The sequence below is a fragment of the Methylomonas sp. 2BW1-5-20 genome (genome assembly GCF_052474515.1).
Window position 1 is genome coordinate 4079958 of sequence record NZ_CP184127.1, and the last position, 19724, is coordinate 4099681.

Consider the following 19724-nt stretch of genomic DNA (forward strand, 5'->3'; position numbering starts at 1 on the left):
GGCTTTGCTATTCAGCTCTGGCAAGATCAGCGCTATCGAAACGAGTATCCGGACTTGTTCTTTTTTGGCTGCAATGGGGGAATGGAATCCATTGCCTTTGATATGAGCCAAACTTACCCATGGCCTATCGTGATGGTTGATTGTATTGCTGGGCCTGACAGTGCGCGCAGAATCTCTGATGACATTCATTCTTTTATTCGGATGGTGGGCATCCGTGCAGAACAACAGGTCTAACAATTGTGTTAACTCCGATACCATAATGTAATCCACGGCGTAAATACCGATTTGCAACGTGTAATCGTACTAAAGCAGGGGCATCATTCCCCAGATTATGCTTCGCTAATCGGAGTTGCTAGGAATGTATCTCACACAATTCTCCGATAAATGGCTGCAGGTTTAGATCTATTTTCGGCCATTCACCTGAAAGAGGATGCTCGGCAGAAAAGGGGTGTCACCCCCCAAACAACTGATGATCGATCAAATCGCATAGGCAATGCGAGATCAATAAATGTACTTCCTGAATGCGGGCGGTGGAATAGGACGGTACGCGGATTTCGATGTCGGCTTCGTTCAAGGCACCGGCTAATACCCCGCCGTCCTTGCCGCTTAAGGCGATGACCGTCATGTCGCGGTCGTGCGCCACTTTCACGGCCTTGATGATGTTGCCGGAGTTGCCGCTGCTGGTGTAAACCAGCAAGATGTCGCCGGCCTGCCCTAGTGCGCGCAATTGCTTGGCGAAAATTTCGTCGTAGTGGTAGTCGTTGGCGATGGAGGTGATTGTCGAGGTATCGGTACTCAACGCTATTGCCGGCAATGCCGGACGTTCCCTTTCGAAACGGTTCAACATTTCCGAGGAAAAATGCTGAGCGTCGCCCGCCGAGCCGCCGTTGCCGCATGTCAGCACTTTTTTGTCGTTCACCAGCGCTTCGACGATTTTTTGCGAGGCGAATTCGATCAGCTCGCACAGGCTGGCCATCGCATCCTGCTTGGTTTGAATGCTGTCGGAAAAGTGGGCGATGATGCGGTCTTGTAAGCTCATATTACTCAGGTTTGAAAAGCGTTTTTAATCCATTCCAGGCGGTTGTCGCCGGATACGGCAACCACGTCGAAGCGAATCGAAGCGTTGCCCAGCTTGTTGATTATGACATAGTGTTGGGTGGCGGCGACGATGCGCGCCTGTTTTTGCCGGGTGATACTGGCCAGGGCGCCGCCGAATTGTTCGGATTTGCGAAAGCGTACTTCCACTATCACCAGGGTCGGGCCCTCCTTCATCACCAGATCCAACTCGCCCATTTTGCAGCGGAAATTGCTGCATACCAGGCTTAAGCCTTGTTGCTCTAGGTAAGTTAGAGCCAGACGTTCGGCGCTATCGCCTTTTTGCAGATGGATAGGCTTGGCTTTGCCGAACAGCATCTTATTCGACAAAACCCGAAGCGACAGGCACGCCGGCTTTAAATTGGGCGCAGACCAGCTTGCGGGTAATGCGGTTTTCGTTGTTCAGCGATAGCCGGCCGGTGGCGCCGGCGTAGGGCGCGTTGGCTATTTGTCCTAATTGGCCGATCAAGTTGTAGGCGTCTATGCCCAGTGCCACCAGCTTGATCTGACTGTCGCTCAGGCTTTGCCAGGTATTTTGCACGGCTTGTTGGCTCAGTTGACCGGTGTATGCGTCGGCGAATACCCAGGGCAAATCGCAGAAATTGATTTTGCCCAGCTCGCTATCGCGCACCGGATTTTGCCGGCCGCTGTAGAGATTCGGCATCGCGTATACCGAAAACTCGCTGTTTTGCGAGTATTTCAACTGCGGCGCCAGTTCTCGCGCCAACTCCGGGGTAACGCTGACGAACAAGGCTAATGATTGTTTTTGGCCGTTGACGCTGACGCTGGAGCTGAGCAAGGTTTTCACGATGGCGGCGAAATCGTGCTGTTTCGGATCGTAGCTTTCCATACCGACCACAGCGCCGCCGTTGGCTTGCCAGGCCGACATCAGATAATGGCGGATGCGTTGGCCTTGATTGGTATCCGGCGTCAGCAGCACGGCGTTTTGTTGGCCGTCGCGTTTGGCTTTAAGGGCCAGTTGTTCGGCGTCGTCGATCGGGCTGAGGCCGAATTGATACAGATTGGTCTTACTCAGGTTTTCCACATGATTCAGCGCCAGTACCGGTACGCTTAGTTCGGCGGCTTGCGCCAGACTTTGGATTTGTTCTTTCACCAACGGCCCTATCACCTGCTTGGCGCCGTCGCTGACGGCTTGCCGATACACGTTGACAATATCGTCTTTTTCGCTGTCGTAAAACTTTAACGGCATTTGCGGTGCGGCGCTGGCGGCCAGGCGATGGGCTACCGTCAATCCTTCCTTGATGGCTTTAGCCGCGCTGGCGTAAGAGCCGGAGTTTGGCAGCAACACCGCCACAATGGCGCCGGGGCTGGGCGGCTGGGCGGGCTGTTGCGGTGCTTCTGCGGTTTGCTGAGCGATAGGTGGCGGATTTAAATAGGCATGCAAATAGTCGGCGTTGGCCGGATGGCCCGGGAACATTTGCCGCCATTGCTGAATTTGTCCGGCTGTATCGAAGCCGGCGACGTCGCGTTGTTTAAGGATTTTGGCTAAGGACATCCAGCCGCTTAACTCATCGGCAATAGGCGACGAGGCGCCCAAAGTTTCGATAGGTAACACGCTTAGCGCATCCAGGATGGCAATAATGTTTTGCTTTTGTTGCTCGGGTTTTTGCAAGAGCCGGCCCAGTTTCAGGCGGGCTCTGACGCTGGGTAATACATCGCCCAGCAAGGCGTGGACGAAAGCCATGGATTGGTAATAAGCGATCTGATCGGCGTCGGTCAGTATGGCCGGGCGCACACCTTCCAGTTTTTTCAAGGCCAGTTCGGCATCGCCCATGCTCAAGGCTATTTGGCCCTCGATCAATTTGTACTTGCTGAACAACTCCGGCGGTAGCTCGCCGGCGTTCACTTTATCCAGCGCTTTTTGCGCGGCCTGACTGTCGCCGGCCTGCAGGCGGGTGTCGGCGTCCAGCAGATGCAGGCTGTTTTGATTGTCGGCCATCCGGTAGCTGCGCGGCGGTTCGGCCGGTTTGGCTTTCCGGGCACTGGTTTGCGGGCGCACTTCCAGCTGAGTCTTGTTTTTCACCGGTTGTTCGCTGCAAGCGGCGAGAAACAATAAGCCGAAAATCCAGCAGCTTAAAATACGACGCGGCATAATGGCGGCTAATTTGCGATCAGACATAGATAGGGCCTGAGAAATAGATGTACGGAAAATTATACGTGGTTGCCACGCCAATAGGTAATCTGGCCGATTTCAGCTTCCGGGCGCTGGAAGTATTGAAACAGGTGGATCTGATTGCCGCCGAAGATACCCGCCACGTCAAAATGCTGCTGCAACATTACGGCATCAATAAGCCGCTACAGTCCTTACATCAGCACAACGAAGAACATGCGTCGCAAGGGTTGGTGGACAAAATCCGCGAAGGATTGTCGGTAGCCTTGGTGTCGGATGCCGGTACGCCGATGATCAGCGATCCTGGCCTGCCTTTGGTCAAATTAGCCAGGCAGCAAGGCGTGGAGGTAAGTCCGATTCCCGGTGCCTGTGCGCTGATCGCGGCCTTGTCGGTGGCCGGTTTGCCGACAAGCCGTTTTAGTTTCGAAGGTTTTTTGCCGCGCACCGGCTCGGCGCGGCGCAGCTTTTTCGAAAGCAAACTGAGCGATGCCTCGACCTGGGCCTTCTACGAATCCAGCCACCGCATCCAGGCGGCGTTGGAAGACATGCTGACAGTGTTTCCGGCGGAGCATCGCATTGTCGTCGCCAGGGAAATCACCAAATTGCATGAAACTATCGTCGGCGACGAGCTGGCCAAGGTGTTGCAGAAAGTTCAAAGCGACGAAAATATGCGCAAGGGCGAATTCGTCGTACTGGTGGCCGGGCACGAACCTGGCGCGCAGGACGATGAATTGAACGACGAGCAGCGGCGAATACTGGGCATATTACTGACGGAATGCTCCACCAAAACCGCTGCCGCACTGGCTGCGGAGATTACCGGTCAGCGCAAAAAGACACTGTATCAGGCGGCATTGGCGATGCAGGACAAACAAGGCGGCTAAGTTTCGCCGATTCTCCAAGCCTATCAGGCCCGGACATCGATACCGTTAGTCGGTACGCTGGCCGATTCCAGCAATTTCAACGCGTTTTGCCCTTGTTGCTCCTGCATCTCCTTGGCTTTGGTCAGCACGGCGGCTTCGACTTGCTGAGCGGTTTTTTGGGTGGACATTTGCGTCGCCAGTGCGGCGATAGAAGAGACGGAATCAAGCATGGCTGGGCCTCGTCTGGGTTATTTAGGGAAGCAATCGCCATAAGGCAAGGCTGTTGGTGTACTAGGTTATCGAACCGTAAAGCGATAACTTTAGGGGATGTGTAAAAAATGGTTAGTGCGGACTGTGCCTTGCTTGACTGGAGTTGGCGTTCAAATGAGTCGCGACCATCGCACGTTCATATTTTTGGGTTGATCGCAGCGTTGAAAGCTTGAACTTGTCGGCCATCGAAAGGCCAATTCAGCTGACTCCGGCTATGACTGTGCCATAGCACTGGAATCAGCAATCCGTAATCAGCCTGCCATTGTTCGCTGGACATGATGTCTCGGATTTCGAAATTAAGTTCAGCCGCGATCAGCAACGCTTCCGCCTCTTCGCACAAATGGCAGCCTTCGGTGCCATACAGAATAAACTCAGCCATTACTGAAGGCAGATTAATGGTTTAAATGCGCCGCCAACCAGCGTTCCGCCACTTCGAGCTTCAGGCCTTTGCGTCGCGCGTAATCCTCCAACTGATCCTGATCGATTTTGCCGACGTTAAAATACTGCGATGCCGGATGCGAGAAATACCAGCCGCTCACGGCCGCTGTCGGGTACATCGCGAAGTTCTCGGTCAGTTCGATAGTGGTGTGTTCGGTAACGTTCAGCAATTCGAACAGCTTGGCCTTTTCGGTGTGATCCGGGCAAGCGGGATAACCCGGTGCCGGACGGATACCTTGGTACGCTTCTTCGATCAAGGCATGGTTGTCGTGTGCTTCGTCTTCCGCATAACCCCAATAATCGCGGCGCACGGCAAGGTGCATGTATTCGGCGAATGCTTCGGCCAAGCGATCTGCGAGCGCCTTCAGCATGATCGAACTGTAGTCGTCGTGATCTTTTTCGAATTCCGCCAGTTTGGTTTCGATGCCGATGCCGGAGGTCACCGCGAAACCGCCCAGGTAATCGGCAATGCCGCTACCCACCGGGGCGACGAAATCCGACAGGCAGTAATTGGGCCGGCCCGGCGCCTTGACGTTTTGTTGACGCAAATGATGCAGTACTTCTCGTTGCTGGCTGCGGCTGTCGTCGGTATAAAGTACGATGTCGTCGCCGTCGCTGTTGGCCGGAAAAAAGCCAATGACGGCTTTGGCGGTTAGCCATTGCTCGCTAACCAGTTTTTGCAACATTTTTTGCGCATCTTCGAACAGCTTGGTGGCTTCGACGCCGACCACGTGGTCGCCGAGGATGGCCGGGTAACTGCCGGACAACTCCCAAGTCTGGAAGAACGGAGTCCAGTCGATATACGAAACCAGCGTATCCAGCGGAAAATTATCGACGACTTTGATGCCAAGAAACTTCGGTTTGACCGGTTGATGATCGGCGTAATTGAATTTGTTTTTTCGCGCCATTTCCAGGTTATGTTGCGGATTTTTTGCCTGGCGGCCTTTATGGCGCTCGCGGACTATTTCGTATTCGGCTCGGGTTTTTTCGACGAAATCGGCTTTTAAATCGTCGCTGAGCAGGGCGCTGACCACGCCGACGCCGCGCGAGGCATCCGTAACGTAAATGGTCGGGGCGGCCTGATAATTAGGTTCGATCTTCACCGCCGTGTGGGCGCGCGAGGTAGTGGCGCCGCCTATCATCAACGGGATCGTGAAGCCTTGGCGCTGCATTTCCTTGGCGACATGCACCATTTCATCCAGCGACGGCGTAATCAAACCACTGAGGCCGATTACATCGACATTTTGTTCGCGGGCGGTTTTCAAGATCGTTTCTGCCGGCACCATCACGCCCAGATCGATGACTTCGTAATTGTTGCATTGCAACACCACGGCCACGATGTTTTTGCCGATGTCGTGCACGTCGCCTTTCACGGTGGCCATCAGCACCTTACCGTTAGTTTGCCGCTCACTGCCGTCGACTTCCGCATCCATGAACGGCATCAGATAGGCCACGGCTTTTTTCATGACCCGCGCGGATTTCACCACTTGCGGCAGGAACATCTTGCCTTCGCCGAACAAGTCGCCGACCACGTTCATGCCGTCCATCAACGGCCCTTCGATGACGTGCAGCGGTTTTTCGGCTTCCAGTCGGGCCGCTTCGGTGTCTTCTTCGATGTAATCGGCGATGCCTTTGACCAGCGCATGCTCCAAGCGCTTAGTCACCGGCCACTCTCGCCACTCCAGGGTTTCCACCTTGGCAGCCTGACCGCTGCCGCGATATTTTTCGGCGATTGCCAGTAGTTGTTCAGTACCCTCCGGCGTGCGGTTCAGGATTACATCTTCAACGGCATTACGCAGTTCTTCCGGAATGTCGGCGTAAATCGCTAGTTGACCCGCGTTGACGATACCCATGTCCATGCCGGCTTGTACGGCGTGGTACAGGAACACTGCGTGGATGGCCTCGCGCACCGGGTTATTGCCGCGGAACGAGAACGAGACGTTGGATACACCGCCGGAAATTAAGGCGTACGGCAAGGTCTGTTTAATTACGCGAGTGGCTTCGATGAAATCGACGCCGTAGTTGTTGTGCTCTTCGATGCCGGTGGCGACCGCGAAGATATTCGGGTCGAAGATGATGTCTTCCGGCGGAAAGCCGATTTGTTCGGTCAGAATTCTATAGGCGCGGGTGCAGATTTCGATCTTACGTTCCATCGTGTCGGCTTGGCCTTGCTCATCAAACGCCATCACGATGACGGCGGCGCCATAACGGCGCACCAGCTTGGCATGCTTAATAAACGCGTCCTCGCCTTCCTTGATGGAAATCGAGTTGACGACACCCTTACCCTGGATGCATTTCAGACCGGCTTCCAGAATCTCCCATTTTGAGGAGTCCAGCATGATCGGCACCTTGGCGATGTCCGGCTCGGCAGCCAGCAGATTCAAAAAGCGCACCATCGCGGCTTTCGAATCCAGCATGCCTTCGTCCATGTTGATGTCGATAATTTGCGCGCCGTTTTCGACCTGTTGTTTGGCCACTTCCAAGGCTTCTTCGTAACGCTCTTCAATGATCATTTTTTTGAACACTGCGGAGCCGGTGACGTTAGTGCGCTCGCCGACGTTAACGAATAAGGTTTCCGGACCGATGCTCATGGCTTCCAGTCCGGCCAGATGGCAGCGCTTTTCTAGCTCCGGAATCGGGCGTGGCGGATATTTTTCCAGTGCAGCGACGATGGCGCGGATAGTGTCGGGCGAGGTGCCGCAGCAACCGCCGATGATATTTAAGTAGCCGCTCGCAGCCCAGTCGGCCAGTTCGGCGGCCATTTGCTCCGGCGTTTCGTCGTATTCGCCGAATTCGTTGGGCAATCCGGCGTTAGGATGCGCGGAAACGTAGGTGTCGGCGATGTTGGATAGTTCTTCGATGTACTGGCGCAATTCCTGGGCACCCAGCGCGCAGTTGAAGCCGATAGAGATCGGTTGCACGTGCTTCAACGAATACCAGAATGCAGCGGCCGTTTGGCCTGACAGCGTGCGGCCGGAGGCGTCGGTAATCGTGCCGGAGATCATCACCGGCAATTTGTAGCCGAGTTTGTCGAAAGTCTGTTCGACCGCGAAAATCGCTGCCTTGGCGTTCAGGGTATCGAATACGGTTTCGATCAGGATGATGTCTGCACCGCCGTCTATCAAGCCTTGAGTAGCTTCACTGTAGGCGCTTACTAGATCGTCGAAGCTAATGTTACGGAAGCCGGGGTCGTTGACGTCCGGCGACATTGACGAGGTGCGGTTGGTCGGGCCCAACACGCCGGCGACGAAGCGGGGTTTGTCGGGTGTCAGCGCACTGACTTCTTCGGCAGCTTGTTTGGCTACGCGCGCCGAAGCGACATTTATTTCGTAAGCCAGGTCTTCCATCCTGTAATCGGCCATCGCGATACGGGTGGAGTTGAAAGTGTTGGTTTCCAGAATGTCCGAGCCGGCGTCCAGATAGGCGCGGTGAATCGCCTTGATTACATCGGGCTGGGTAATCGATAATAAATCGTTATTGCCTTTCAGATCGACAGGCCAGTCGGCAAAGCGCGCGCCGCGATAATCTTTCTCCTCCAATTTGTAGCTCTGTATCATGGTGCCCATGGCGCCATCCAGAAACAAAATCCGTTGAGATAATAACTGGTGTAATCTTTGTGTGCTGTTCATACTGCCTGATGGTCGCAAGGGTGAATGTACGGCGGGCTAGTCCGTATTGTTATCAAACCAAATTTTTGAGGGAAATCATGTCTAAACCCAGTCTATTGCATGTCGTAAAAAGCGTGTTTGCCGCCGCGATTGGCGTGCAGAGCAATAAGAACAGAGAGGTTGATTTTCAGCATGGCTCTTTGCCTGCCTATATTGTTGTGGGGTTGATCGCGACCGCGTTATTTATTTTTACGATAGTCAGTATCGTATCCGCAGTTACCGGCGGTTGAGGAATTTCGGTCGGTACCGAAGCTCAAGCAGGCTTGAGCTTCGGGATCAGCCGGTTTAGTTGCTGGAAGTTTTGAAGCTGTCTTTGATGCTAACGAACAGTTCTTTGATGCCGCTGAACAAGTTGGCCGGTGTCAGCGCTTGTTTCAAAATGAACTGGGTACGAATCAAAGCCACGGCCAGTACGCCGGCGAAAGGCGGCAATAATTCGAACAGGACCGGCATAAACCAGCCGCCGGCGCCTTCTTGAGTTTTTCTATCGCCCACACTGGTCAGATCGCGATCGTATTCGCCGCCGACGTCTTTGCCGTCGAGACCGTCGATAATCATGATGTTAATGTTGTAGAACATCACTTGAATGACCAAAAATACTATCGCACAGCCCGCAACCCACAATAAAATGTTGCCTGTTTTAGCTTTTATCAGGGTTTGATATACCCAGATTGCCGTCAAAATCATTATTACGCCACCAATCATCTCTATTCCCCTTGTAACTGTTAACTATTTTTATAATTCTCAAAATTCAGGTTGAGAGGGCATACTACCATAATACGCCCGGATGGCAATTAAGGTGGGATGTTTCCGCGATAGCCATGAATTGCTTGACTTTGAAGGTGGCTAAAGTAACATATGAAGCTCGACCGCCAACGTAATGGCACATTTTATAACAACTAACTAAAGGTAGGAGGCACCCATGGGAGCGATCTTAGATTTAACAGAAATGCTGAAAGAACCGTCGGGTATGATTGGAGCGCTGGTTATCATCGCTGCAGGATACTTCTTTGTAAAATGGGTTTTTGCTGAGCCTAAAGACGAAGAGTAAGCTACACCCCTCGCTTACAAAGCTTTTCTGGAAAAAGCGGCTACGGATAGATCCCGTAGCCGCTTTTTTTTTGCCTGAAGCATGCCTGTTTTAAATACCTTATAATCCGTGGCCTTTTGGCCGGCCTGACGCGACATGTACAAACTGTTAGTTCTGAAAATAAACGCACTCTATCCCAAAAAAGTACCGGCTACCGGCGTAGGCCTGTTCAGATTATTGTTCGGCTTGGTGACTTTGCAAGAGGTTTTCTTTCTTTTATATTTCAATCACTTGATATTCGATCCCATCCCGTTCACGGATGTCGAGTTTCCGATGATTCCGTTCTTTCTGTGGCTTTGGGCGTTGGTGGCCTTTTGTTTGGCGATAGGCTATCGCTGTCAGGCCGCCAGTATTGCCAACTACATTTTCTGGCTGGTGTTCGTCAATTTCACGCCGATGCAGCGCGATTTCGACGGAGGCTTTGATTTGTTTATGATCGGCGCCAATTTCTTTCTGATTTTCATGCCGCTTGACCGGGCGTTTGCGGTCGATAGCCTAAGAAAAAAGCTGTTACGCCCGTTCGTACATTATTCGCAATACCCGGCCCCGGAAGTGTCGGCATTGACCTACTACTTGCCTGTCGCGATTTGTCTGGGGTTTTTGTACTTCGATTCGGCGATACACAAGATGTTTGCCCAGCATTGGCGCAACGGCTTGGGTGCCTGGCTGCCGTCTTCGATCCCATATTACATGTCCGCGCTGGATTTGTCGTGGCTGCTGAATATCGAGATTTTGCAAAAAATCATTGGTTACACCATCATTGTTTTCCAGTTTACTTTCCTGCTGTTTTTCCATCGCCGCCAGTTCAGATGGCTGTATTTTCTGCTCGGGATTTCCTTGCATTTGGGCATCACCCTATCCTTCAATATCTACCCCTTCGGGATGGGGATGCTGATTTTTTACGCGCTGGTGATGCCGTTTGCCTGGTATAGAAAAATCGGCGCTTTCTTGACTGTTAAACAGCCGTTATTGACCGTGTTTTACGATCAACAATGTCCATTGTGCAATCGCACGGTTTTAACGCTCAATCATTTCGACGTTTTGCACGGTGTCGATTTCAAGCCTGCACAAGTGTTCGCAATCGACTATCCGGCCCTAGCCGAGCTGGGCGAAAAGCAATTGCTGACCGATCTGTACGCGGTGGATGGCGATGGGCGGGTTTATGCCGGCGTTGATACCTATGCGCAGATTTTAATCTCGATGCGTTATACCGCGATTATCGGCTGGGCCATGAAACTGCCGCTACTTTATCAGTGGATATGTGGGCGTTATCGGGCGATTGCCGATTCGCGCGCGCGGTTGGTGTGCGACGTGAGTTGTATGCCTGCATCAGCCGATAGTCTGCCGCCGAGCTTGTACGAGCGAATTTTCGAAGCGGAGCATGCTTTGCCGGCCAGAAGTCGCGTACACAAAATCAGCAAGGTATTACTGGTGCTGATCTTATTTCAATTTAACAGCAGCTTCCATTATGGCTTGTTGTATCGCTTGCATGTCGACACGCGTCAGTCGCCGATAACCAGCATGCTGGCGGATATGAGCAATGCGATATTGATGATGTCGCACACGTTTTTGGGCATCACGCCGCATGCCTTGTATTTGCATGATCATTTCGAGGGCTACGACCGTTTGTTGGCGATTACCTATTTGAATGCCGATGGCGAAGAGCAATGGCTGCCGTTTGTCGATCGGCAAGGCCGCCTGCTGGCGCCGAATTGGGGCAGGGTGCATTCGATGTGGGCCAACATTGCGGTGACGCCTAATATCGATGAAATCCGGTTGAAAAAATTTATCATGAAGGTCACGGCTTTTTGGGGTAGAAAGACCGGTTTGGACCTCGAAAACACGCAGTTTATTGTCAAAATGAAGCGGATCAGAGCGCCGTTTGAGTGGGAAAAAGACTTGAGGAACAATAACCTGTATGGAGAATGGCAATCAATAGGCGCGGTGCAATGGGATGGCAAGGAAGTAAAGATCAGTCTTCCGAAAGACATAGATATTTTGTGAGAAATTGGGGTATTGCATACTCGGTTTTGTCATGCTATAAATTTTGCGTGCTTGAATTTGAGTACACACAAAAATAAAAACCTTTAATTCGGAGGATGTTATGAAAAAAGTATTTTCTGTCTTGGCTATGGTAATGATGATTGTGAGCTTGAGCGGCTGCATGGATGATCCAGACCAAGGCAACCCTAAACCAAAAGGCTATGGTTCACCTAGCCAACAAGGTTCGGGAGTTAAGTAATCCTGGCTTAGGCTGGATTATACATTCCTGAGTAAGGCCCGCTCTGGTGGGCCTTACACAACAGAATTCTTTCCTCCAAACAGATTTCGTTTGCGCAAAACTGCTTCGGCATGTTTAAATCTCGCCGTGCTTAATTTTCAGTTTAGATTCAGTACACGAAAAATATAAAAAAACTTTTATTTGGAGGATGTTATGAAAAAAGTATTATCTCTTTTAGCTATGACCCTGATGATTGTTGGCCTGAGCGGTTGCATGGACGATCCAGATGCATCAAAACAAAAAGTTTCCAGCTCTACATCTGTAGCGCTTTAAGCTTTAAGAAAAAGGCCCGTGAAAGCGGGCCTTTTTTTGTCTGAAACTAACGTTTTCCCAATCTTTTAGCCGGTAATATTCTCTGCGGCAATGTCGGCCATGGCTTGAGTAATCCAAGCTTCCGCTTCGGCATTAATATCCTTCGATTTTTTATCGGTACTGATAATCGGAGGGCCAATTTTCACCTTAATTACGCCCGGATATTTCAAAAAGCTGTTACGCGGCCAAAATTCCCCGGCGTTATGCGCTAATGGGATCACCGGAAAACCCGATTTTTGTGCCAGCATTGAGCCGCCCGCATTAAATTTTTTATGCGCCCCAGGCGCCACTCTGGTTCCTTCCGGAAACACCACCACAAACAAGCCCTCTTGCAAGCGGGCTATGCCTTGGTCGATCAGCATTTTTAGCGCTTCCTTTTGATTTTGTCTATCTATAGCGATTGGCTTTAGCGTGGCTAATGCCCAGCCGCCGAAAGGGATCTGCAGTAGAGATTTTTTCAGTACCGCGGTTTGTGGCGAAATAAATTGCCGTAATGCTACCGTTTCCCAGGCTGACTGATGCTTGCTGAGAATAATCGCCGCTCGGTCGCGCGGAATGTTTTCCAGTCCTTCCACTTCATAACTTAAGCCGCAACATAATTTCAGCATGAACAGCAGGCAGTCGATCCAAATATCGGCGATTTTATAGCGCATCGGAAACGGCAGAAAATAGCCACCCAAGATGGCTACGCCAACAATCAGCGTCGAGAATACGATGTAGATGAATAACAATGTCGAGCCTAAATAGACTCTGAAATCAGCTTTTCGAGACGATGTACTTGGCTGCGTCATAGAGATTATCAAAAACAGGAATGTTGAGTAGAGGGTTATTAATAGCGGTTTTTTCGCCTTTACCGGTTTTGACCAGAATTGGTCTGGCGCCAGTGGATTCCGCCGCCTGAATATCGCGCAAGGAGTCGCCAATTGCATAAGTCCGGCTCAAATCGGCGTTTGTGGCGCCTGCAAAGCGCCGAAATAGTCCATCTTTGGGTTTGCGGCAGTCGCAGGAGTCGTTAGGGCCGTGTGGGCAAAAGTAAATCGCCTCAATGCTTCCACCCGCCAGATCGACCAACTCATGCATTTTGGCGTGTATCGCCTCCAGCGTTGCCAAATCGAATAAGCCTCTGGCAATCCCCGACTGATTGCTGATCACCACGACTTTGTAGCCGTGCTGGTTTAATAGCGCAATCGCTTCCAGACTGCCGGGTAGCGGCAGCCATTCGTCCGGCGTCTTGATGAACTCATCGGAATCGACGTTGATGGTGCCGTCGCGGTCCAGAATAACGTAACGCTCGGTCACGATTGCAATTTGGAAATATCGGCGATTTTCAGAAACTGGTTGGACAATTTGGCCAATAATGCCAAACGCCTGTTGCGTAAGGCTTCGTCGTCGGTATTGACCATTACATTGTCGAAAAACGCATCGACGCTATCGCGCAATTGGGCGAGACGGCTCAAAGCTAGCGCATAATTCTGTTCGGCCAGCAACGGCAAAATGTCGACTTCCGCTTGCTCGGCTGCCGCCAGCAGGTTTTTTTCCGCAATTTCGACCAGATTGCCAATATTATCGGCAAGTGGTTGATCGGACTTTTTCAGAATATTGATGATGCGTTTGTTGGCGGCCGCCAGGCTTTCCGCTTCCGGTAAGGCTCTAAAGCTTTGTACGGCCCGAATACGCAGCATAAAATCCAAGGGACTAGCCGGGCTGACAGCCAGTACTGCGTCGAATTCGTGGCTGGTGTAGCCCTGATCCAGGCAATAGCCTTTCAGACGGTCGAATAGAAAACCGATTACTTTTTGTTTGGTCTCGGCTTTATTGAAACTGTGGCTAAACTGATCCAGCGCTGCATCCAATAATGCAACCACGTCCAGGGCGATACCGTTTTCGATTAGAATCCGCAATATACCCAGTGTGGCGCGGCGTAATGCATATGGATCCCTGTCGCCGGTCGGAATCAAGCCGGCGCTGAAAATGCCGGCCAGGGTGTCTATTTTTTCCGCCAGCGCCAACACCTGGCCGATTTGGCCGCTCGGTGTCGCGCCGCCGGATTGCTTGGGATAATAATGTTCTTCCAAAGCCAGAGCTACGTCGGCATGTTCGCCATCGGCCGCTGCGTAATAGCGACCCATTGTGCCTTGCAGATTGGCGAATTCGCCGACCATATTGGTCATCAAATCGGTTTTAGCCAACAGTGCGGAGCGCTTGGCTAATTCGATATTGGCGCCAAGTTTTTCGGCGATCAAGGCAGCCAGATTTGCAACGCGCTCGGTTTTGTCAAACAAGGTGCCTAGATCTTTTTGAAAGACGATGCTTTTCAGGCTTTCGACCCGCTCGGCCAACGATTGCTTTCTGTCCTGCTTCCAGAAAAATTCAGCGTCGACCAAACGCGGCAACACCACGCGCTCATTGCCCTGGCGGATGGAGTCAGGGTTGGAGCTTTCAATATTGGCAAAGGTGATGAAATGCGGTAACAAACGACCTGCCGTATTCTTAACCGGAAAGTATTTTTGATTGGCCTGCATCGTGGTAATCAACACCTCCTGTGGCAACTCCAGAAAACGTGCATCGAAATTACCTACTACCGGTACCGGCCATTCATTTAATGCCGCCACTTCTTCCAACAAATCGTCTTCGATATGGGCGATACCGCCGACATTGCTAGCCGCCTGATTGGCCGCATCGCGAATGATGGTCATGCGCTCTTCGAAGTCTGCCAGTACCTTGCCATGCTGTTTCAAGATGTCCAGATACTCGTGCGGGCTGCCGATGCTCAAATCCAGTGGCGAATGAAAACGATGGCCACGGGTGACACGGCCGGTGGTGCGGCCAAGAATGTCGGTAATCAGAATTTCGGAGCCAAACAGCAAAACCGCCCAATGCACCGGCCGGGCAAATTCAGCGTCGAAACTGCCCCAGCGCATGCGTTTGGCAATCGGCAAATTGTTCAGGCTTTTGCGGATGATGTCCGGAATCAATTCTGCGGTTGCCTGGCCTTTCACCGCCTGTTTGAAGATCAGCCAAGAACCCTTGTCGGTTTCCAGTTTCTCCAATTCCTCAAAGCTGGCACCGCAACTGGCGGCAAAACCCAGCGCGGCTTTGCTTGGTGTCCCATCGGAACCGTAAGCCGCTTGAATGGCTGGGCCACGCTTTTCGACGACCTTGTCGGCCTGGAAGGTTTGTAGATCGTCGATCAATACCGCCAAGCGGCGCGGCGTTGCATAAGCACGGCCTTGGTTGTAGCTTAAGCCGGCTTCTTGCAAGCCGGCCAGAATATTGTCCAGCAAGGCCTGGCTAAGCTTTTTCAAAGACTTCGGCGGCAATTCCTCGCAGCCCAGTTCGAACAATAAATGATTGGTCTCGGTCATGATTACGCTCCCTGTCTGGCGAGAATCGGAAAGCCTAGCGCTTCCCGGCGGTTGTAATAGGCTTCGGCGACCGATTTGGCCATATTGCGTACCCGTAAGATGTAACGTTGACGCTCGGTGACCGAGATGGCGTGGCGGGCGTCGAGCAGGTTAAAGGAATGCGAGGCTTTTAAGACCATTTCGTAAGCCGGTAGCGGCAGGTTTTTCTCCAGCAGCATCAGGCATTCGCGTTCGTAGGTATCAAAGCATTGGAACAGGAATTCGACATTGGCGTGATCGAAATTGAACTCGGACATTTCCACTTCGTTTTGATGGAACACATCGCCGTAAGTAACCACGCCCTGTGGGCCGCGCGTCCACACCAAATCGTACACGCTTTCCACGCCTTGCAGATACATCGCGATCCGCTCCAGGCCGTAAGTAATCTCGCCGCTTACCGGCCGGCATTCCAAGCCGCCGACTTGTTGGAAATAGGTAAACTGCGTGACTTCCATGCCGTTCAGCCAGACTTCCCAGCCCAGTCCCCAAGCGCCCAGCGTTGGCGACTCCCAGTTGTCTTCTACGAAACGGATGTCGTGTTCCAGCAAATCCAGACCCAAATGTCGCAATGAGCCCAGGTACAATTCCTGGATATTGTCCGGCGACGGCTTCATGATTACCTGAAATTGGTAATAATGTTGCAGGCGGTTGGGGTTTTCGCCGTAACGGCCGTCGGTCGGGCGGCGCGAAGGTTGTACGTAAGCGCTGTTCCATGGCTCCGGACCGATGGCGCGTAAGAAAGTAGCAGGGTGGAAGGTACCGGCGCCGACTTCCTGATCCAAAGGCTGCAATAACACACAACCCTGATTCGACCAGTATTCTTGTAAGGTCAGAATCAGGCCCTGAAAAGTAGAGACATCGTTTTTGCTGATCGACACGTCGGGAGCCACTTGTTTGCTAAAAAATGCGGCTATTGTACCTGAAAAGCGTATGCCAAACAGACGTGGCATGGGTGTTATGGCGGCGTGATGTTGTGCGGATCAGGCACTGAATATGAGGAGAAAAGAATGGAAATAAGTCTGGCCAGCGAGGCAGATATACCGGCGCTTTGCCGTTTATTAAGCGAATTGTTCGCTCAGGAAGCGGAGTTTCGGCCGGACTCGGCCGCTCAGAACCGGGGATTGTCGCGCATCATTGCCGATCCGGCCGTCGGACATATTCTGGTCGCGCGACAAGACAATCGGGTTTTGGGTATGGTTAGCCTGCTATATACCGTGTCCACGGCATTGGGCGAACGCGCGGCCTGGCTGGAAGACATGGTGGTGGCCGGCGATGCACGAGGTTTGGGTGTTGGGTCGGCGTTGCTGGCATATGCGTTGGAGTTTGCTCGGGGAAAAGGGTGCCGGCGGATTACGTTGTTGACGGATGGCGACAATCTGCAGGCGCAGCGGTTTTATGGGCGGCAGGGGTTTGAAAAGTCCGGAATGGTGCCGATGAGGTTGGTGTTTTGAAATTTGTTGTGGCTGCGATCCGGGCATTGACTTGATCTTGTTCAAATTCGATTGCGGATTGAAAGTGGTGTAGCGACATAAATAGAGTCGATCACAAAGTTATGAGGGATACGGCGCCAGCAAGCCATACCCATACCTTGTAAATCCGGGATTACCGACCGGCGTAAATATAATCAATTGTTAAAGCCGACAACGGAAATCGCCCCATTGCCTTATGTTGTTTTCAAAGCGTGGCAGTATTCTTCGCTGCTACGAAGCCCCGCAAGAGGTTAAGTCTGACACGGTCTTAAATCGTCAACCTTTCTACAAATCGTTGCCAAAATTTGCAGATAGGCAACGTACTTTTAATTGCTGTAAACGCCTTGTAACAAAGCTCGGGTAAAAAAGTGTTAACGGATTCACAGTTGCTCGCAACGGTCAGGCACGACCCTTGAATTTTTCAACCCTTACTAGAGAACAGTTACAATGGAAACAGGATTTAGCAAGAACCCGCTCGCCCTCGCGGTGCTGGCGGCCATCGGCACTACCACGCTTGCCATTGCGCCAACTACCGCAACGGCAGCCGCCAAAACCCCGGGCCAATACGTGGCCGGCGACTTCCACAACCACACCACCTGCTCGGACGGTTCGATATCGATGCAGAAGCTGGTCAAAAAGGCCACGGAAAAGTCCGATAGCACTTTTGGCCTGGATTGGTTCGTCCAAGCCGGTCACGGCGGCAATGGTAACCGTAACTGTACGCTGGTTGAGGACGCTACTCTGGGTACACCGGCTTACCCGTTTGTTAGCGGCCAAGGCCCGAACACTACCTGGACTCAAAGCATCGGAGCCGCTGCGATCAAGGGCCAAGGCGGCGGCGTTGGCGGAACAGGCAATATGTGGCGCTGGCAGTCTATCCAGGAATTCCAATACCCGCTGATTGAATACCTGACGGAGTACAAAAACCAACCGATGTTCATAGGCATTGAAACGGTCGCTCCGGGCCACGAACACGTTTCGATGTCGGTGATTTCCGGCCAAATGCCGTCGGCCCTGGATACAGCCAGCCTGCCGTCCGCTCCTGTCTACGCGCCGCTTGGCGACGCCAGTGCTTTGGCGCAATGGGAATACTGCTTCGACCGCAACGATGGCGATAACAGCCGCGGCAACGTCACCGGCACCAGCACAGGTAACAACTGGAACTGCTCGGTAACCGGTAGTGCGAACGCTACCGATCCTAACTGGAATGCTACCGCGCAAAAGCTGACCAACAACAGCGGCAACGCCGGCCATTTGAAAACCGTCGAAGGTCTGAAATGGATGGCGCAAAATCACGGTAACGCCAGCTACTACGTGCCGGCGCATTTGGAACGCGCCGGGCCATTCAACACTGCCGGCAGCAATGGCTTCAACATCGAACACTTGCGTGACTTCAACAACGCCGCTCCCACAGTCGCTTTCGGCTTCGAAAGTCAACCGGGCCATGGCGCCGCAAACAATCGCGGTGAATACCAAGTAAAACGTAATAACTTCGGTGGCTCCGCCGGCTTGGTCGACTCCGTCGGCGGCACGACTTACGGCGGTACCGGTGTTTATGCCGCGCAAGTAGGCGGCGTTTGGGACGCGCTGTTGGGCGAAGGCCGCAACTGGTGGTTCTTCGCCAGTTCCGATTGGCATAACCGCGGCAGCTTCGGTCCGGATGACCGCCGCTCGACTCAGGACTTTTATCCTGGCGAGTACCAACGGACCTACTCGCTGGTTCGCAACGGCAGCGATAAGTTGCGTCCACAAACCATCGTTGACGGTTTGCGTAGCGGTAACAACTGGTCTTCCAGCGGACAAATCATCGACCGTCTGGGTTTCATCGCTTGCGCCTCTTACCCAGGTCCGGCCGCTCGTTCAAACGCCTCGGTGGAAGCGCTGGCTGTCGCCGCCGCAACCAACAATACCGACATTAACAGCACCGGTTGCGCCACCATGGGCGAAAAATTGGTTGTACGTCCGGGCGCGGAAATTGTCGTTTCAGTCGTTGTCCGCGATCCGCAAGGCAACAATTCCTCACCGTACAGCTTCCCCAACCCATCGCTCGCTCAAGTCGGTATTTCTCAGCCTTTGAACCAGCCGGTACTCGACCATATCGACCTGATCCGCGGTTTGGTGACTGGCTACAAAACACCGGGTGCAGCCGATTATTCGGGTGAATGGCCAAGAAACGCCAACTGGTTGAGAGCTGATGGAAGCGTGGCCGATCTGTCGGTGGTGCCCGCCGCGGCTAAAAACACTTCCGCTGCCATCGTCAGAACCTTCAACGAGAGCGGTTCCGCCGCATGGTCGCCAATATTATCCGGGGTTGACGAGACTCAATTCCTGAAAATGACCTACCGCGTGCCAGCCGTTACTGCCTCGCAATACCTGAGACTGCGCGGTACCAACTTGCCGGCGGCCGTGCCTTATGAAACCGACGCCAACGGCAACCCATTGCCGGACGTGTTCACCAACTCAAACGACCTGACCATGCTGCGTATTCCGTGCACAGCTACCAGCGGTACAACGGAATTCGACAAGTGCCCTTCGCACTTGGCAACCGCCTCGGGCACCAGTCCGATCACCGGCCAAAAAGCAGTGTCGTATGATGTGGCGGCCTGGTCGGATCTGTGGTTCTACAGCAATCCGATCTACGTTCAAGTCAACGGCTCGACTACCGTCGCCGGCGTCAAGTAAAGCGAACAGCGCATCAACAAGTAA

Annotated in this window: 18 protein-coding genes; 7 read left to right on the forward strand and 11 right to left on the reverse strand. The window is 52.7% G+C overall.

Annotated features, from left to right (window positions below):
- Positions 1-451: 451 nt before the first annotated feature.
- From ACH50O_RS18800 to ACH50O_RS18810, 3 genes are read right to left on the reverse strand one after another with little or no spacing between them, the layout of a single operon-like run.
- Positions 452-1039: a phosphoheptose isomerase gene (locus ACH50O_RS18800; RefSeq protein ID WP_020483819.1), complete on the reverse strand. Its 588-nt coding sequence runs from the start codon at positions 1037-1039 to the stop codon at positions 452-454.
- 5 nt (positions 1040-1044) lie between these two features.
- A complete protein-coding gene (locus ACH50O_RS18805; protein ID WP_446809279.1) occupies positions 1045-1425 on the reverse strand; it encodes a YraN family protein in 381 nt (126 codons plus the stop codon).
- The gene (locus ACH50O_RS18810; RefSeq protein ID WP_446809280.1) at positions 1415-3235 is read right to left on the reverse strand and encodes a penicillin-binding protein activator; all 1821 of its coding nucleotides are present in this window, start codon (positions 3233-3235) and stop codon (positions 1415-1417) included. The genes ACH50O_RS18805 and ACH50O_RS18810 overlap by 11 nt, the downstream gene beginning before the upstream one ends.
- Before the next feature lie 20 nt (positions 3236-3255).
- Between ACH50O_RS18810 and rsmI the strand changes: the two genes are divergently transcribed.
- On the forward strand, positions 3256-4107 hold the full coding sequence (gene rsmI / locus ACH50O_RS18815; protein WP_446809281.1) for a 16S rRNA (cytidine(1402)-2'-O)-methyltransferase: 852 nt from the start codon (positions 3256-3258) through the stop codon (positions 4105-4107).
- Positions 4108-4130: 23 nt separating this feature from the next.
- Here rsmI and ACH50O_RS18820 read toward each other — a convergent pair whose 3' ends face one another.
- The 3 genes from ACH50O_RS18820 to metH form a co-directional block, all read right to left on the reverse strand.
- Positions 4131-4316 (reverse strand): YjfB family protein, encoded by a 186-nt coding sequence (locus ACH50O_RS18820; RefSeq protein WP_446809282.1) that lies wholly within the window; start codon positions 4314-4316, stop codon positions 4131-4133.
- Between the two features lie 176 nt (positions 4317-4492).
- Positions 4493-4735: a glutaredoxin family protein gene (locus ACH50O_RS18825; RefSeq protein WP_446809283.1), complete on the reverse strand. Its 243-nt coding sequence runs from the start codon at positions 4733-4735 to the stop codon at positions 4493-4495.
- 13 nt (positions 4736-4748) lie between these two features.
- Positions 4749-8423 carry a methionine synthase gene (gene metH / locus ACH50O_RS18830; RefSeq protein ID WP_446809284.1) on the reverse strand — a complete coding sequence of 1225 codons (3675 nt, stop codon included), beginning with the start codon at positions 8421-8423 and terminating at the stop codon, positions 4749-4751.
- 77 nt (positions 8424-8500) lie between these two features.
- Here metH and ACH50O_RS18835 point away from each other — a divergent pair, with 77 nt between their 5' ends.
- Positions 8501-8692 (forward strand): DUF2970 domain-containing protein, encoded by a 192-nt coding sequence (locus ACH50O_RS18835; protein ID WP_446809285.1) that lies wholly within the window; start codon positions 8501-8503, stop codon positions 8690-8692.
- Between the two features lie 55 nt (positions 8693-8747).
- Here ACH50O_RS18835 and ACH50O_RS18840 read toward each other — a convergent pair whose 3' ends face one another.
- The gene (locus tag ACH50O_RS18840; RefSeq protein WP_446809286.1) at positions 8748-9167 is read right to left on the reverse strand and encodes a hypothetical protein; all 420 of its coding nucleotides are present in this window, start codon (positions 9165-9167) and stop codon (positions 8748-8750) included.
- Positions 9168-9384: 217 nt separating this feature from the next.
- Here ACH50O_RS18840 and ACH50O_RS18845 point away from each other — a divergent pair, with 217 nt between their 5' ends.
- The 3 genes from ACH50O_RS18845 (at position 9385) to ACH50O_RS18855 (ending at position 11794) form a co-directional block, all read left to right on the forward strand.
- On the forward strand, positions 9385-9513 hold the full coding sequence (locus ACH50O_RS18845) for a hypothetical protein (RefSeq protein WP_020483807.1): 129 nt from the start codon (positions 9385-9387) through the stop codon (positions 9511-9513).
- A gap of 135 nt (positions 9514-9648) precedes the next feature.
- Positions 9649-11556, forward strand: coding sequence for a DCC1-like thiol-disulfide oxidoreductase family protein (locus ACH50O_RS18850; RefSeq protein ID WP_446809287.1), 1908 nt, complete (start codon positions 9649-9651; stop codon positions 11554-11556).
- A gap of 100 nt (positions 11557-11656) precedes the next feature.
- On the forward strand, positions 11657-11794 hold the full coding sequence (locus ACH50O_RS18855; protein ID WP_020483805.1) for a hypothetical protein: 138 nt from the start codon (positions 11657-11659) through the stop codon (positions 11792-11794).
- Positions 11795-12171: 377 nt separating this feature from the next.
- Here the strand turns inward: ACH50O_RS18855 and ACH50O_RS18860 are convergent, their stop codons facing one another.
- From ACH50O_RS18860 to glyQ, 4 genes are read right to left on the reverse strand one after another with little or no spacing between them, the layout of a single operon-like run.
- The gene (locus tag ACH50O_RS18860; RefSeq protein ID WP_446809288.1) at positions 12172-12936 is read right to left on the reverse strand and encodes a lysophospholipid acyltransferase family protein; all 765 of its coding nucleotides are present in this window, start codon (positions 12934-12936) and stop codon (positions 12172-12174) included.
- Positions 12902-13444, reverse strand: coding sequence for a D-glycero-beta-D-manno-heptose 1,7-bisphosphate 7-phosphatase (gene gmhB, locus ACH50O_RS18865; RefSeq protein ID WP_446809289.1), 543 nt, complete (start codon positions 13442-13444; stop codon positions 12902-12904). Before gmhB ends, ACH50O_RS18860 begins: the two co-directional genes overlap by 35 nt.
- Positions 13441-15510 carry a glycine--tRNA ligase subunit beta gene (gene glyS / locus ACH50O_RS18870; RefSeq protein ID WP_446809290.1) on the reverse strand — a complete coding sequence of 690 codons (2070 nt, stop codon included), beginning with the start codon at positions 15508-15510 and terminating at the stop codon, positions 13441-13443. Before glyS ends, gmhB begins: the two co-directional genes overlap by 4 nt.
- Before the next feature lie 2 nt (positions 15511-15512).
- Positions 15513-16427, reverse strand: coding sequence for a glycine--tRNA ligase subunit alpha (gene glyQ / locus ACH50O_RS18875; protein WP_446812172.1), 915 nt, complete (start codon positions 16425-16427; stop codon positions 15513-15515).
- Positions 16428-16556: 129 nt separating this feature from the next.
- On the opposite strand from glyQ, the gene ACH50O_RS18880 reads away from it, so the two are divergent.
- Entirely contained in the window at positions 16557-17000 is a 444-nt protein-coding gene (locus ACH50O_RS18880; RefSeq protein ID WP_446809291.1) for a GNAT family N-acetyltransferase, read from the forward strand.
- A gap of 465 nt (positions 17001-17465) precedes the next feature.
- Positions 17466-19700, forward strand: coding sequence for a hypothetical protein (locus ACH50O_RS18885; protein ID WP_446809292.1), 2235 nt, complete (start codon positions 17466-17468; stop codon positions 19698-19700).
- Positions 19701-19724 lie beyond the last annotated feature (24 nt).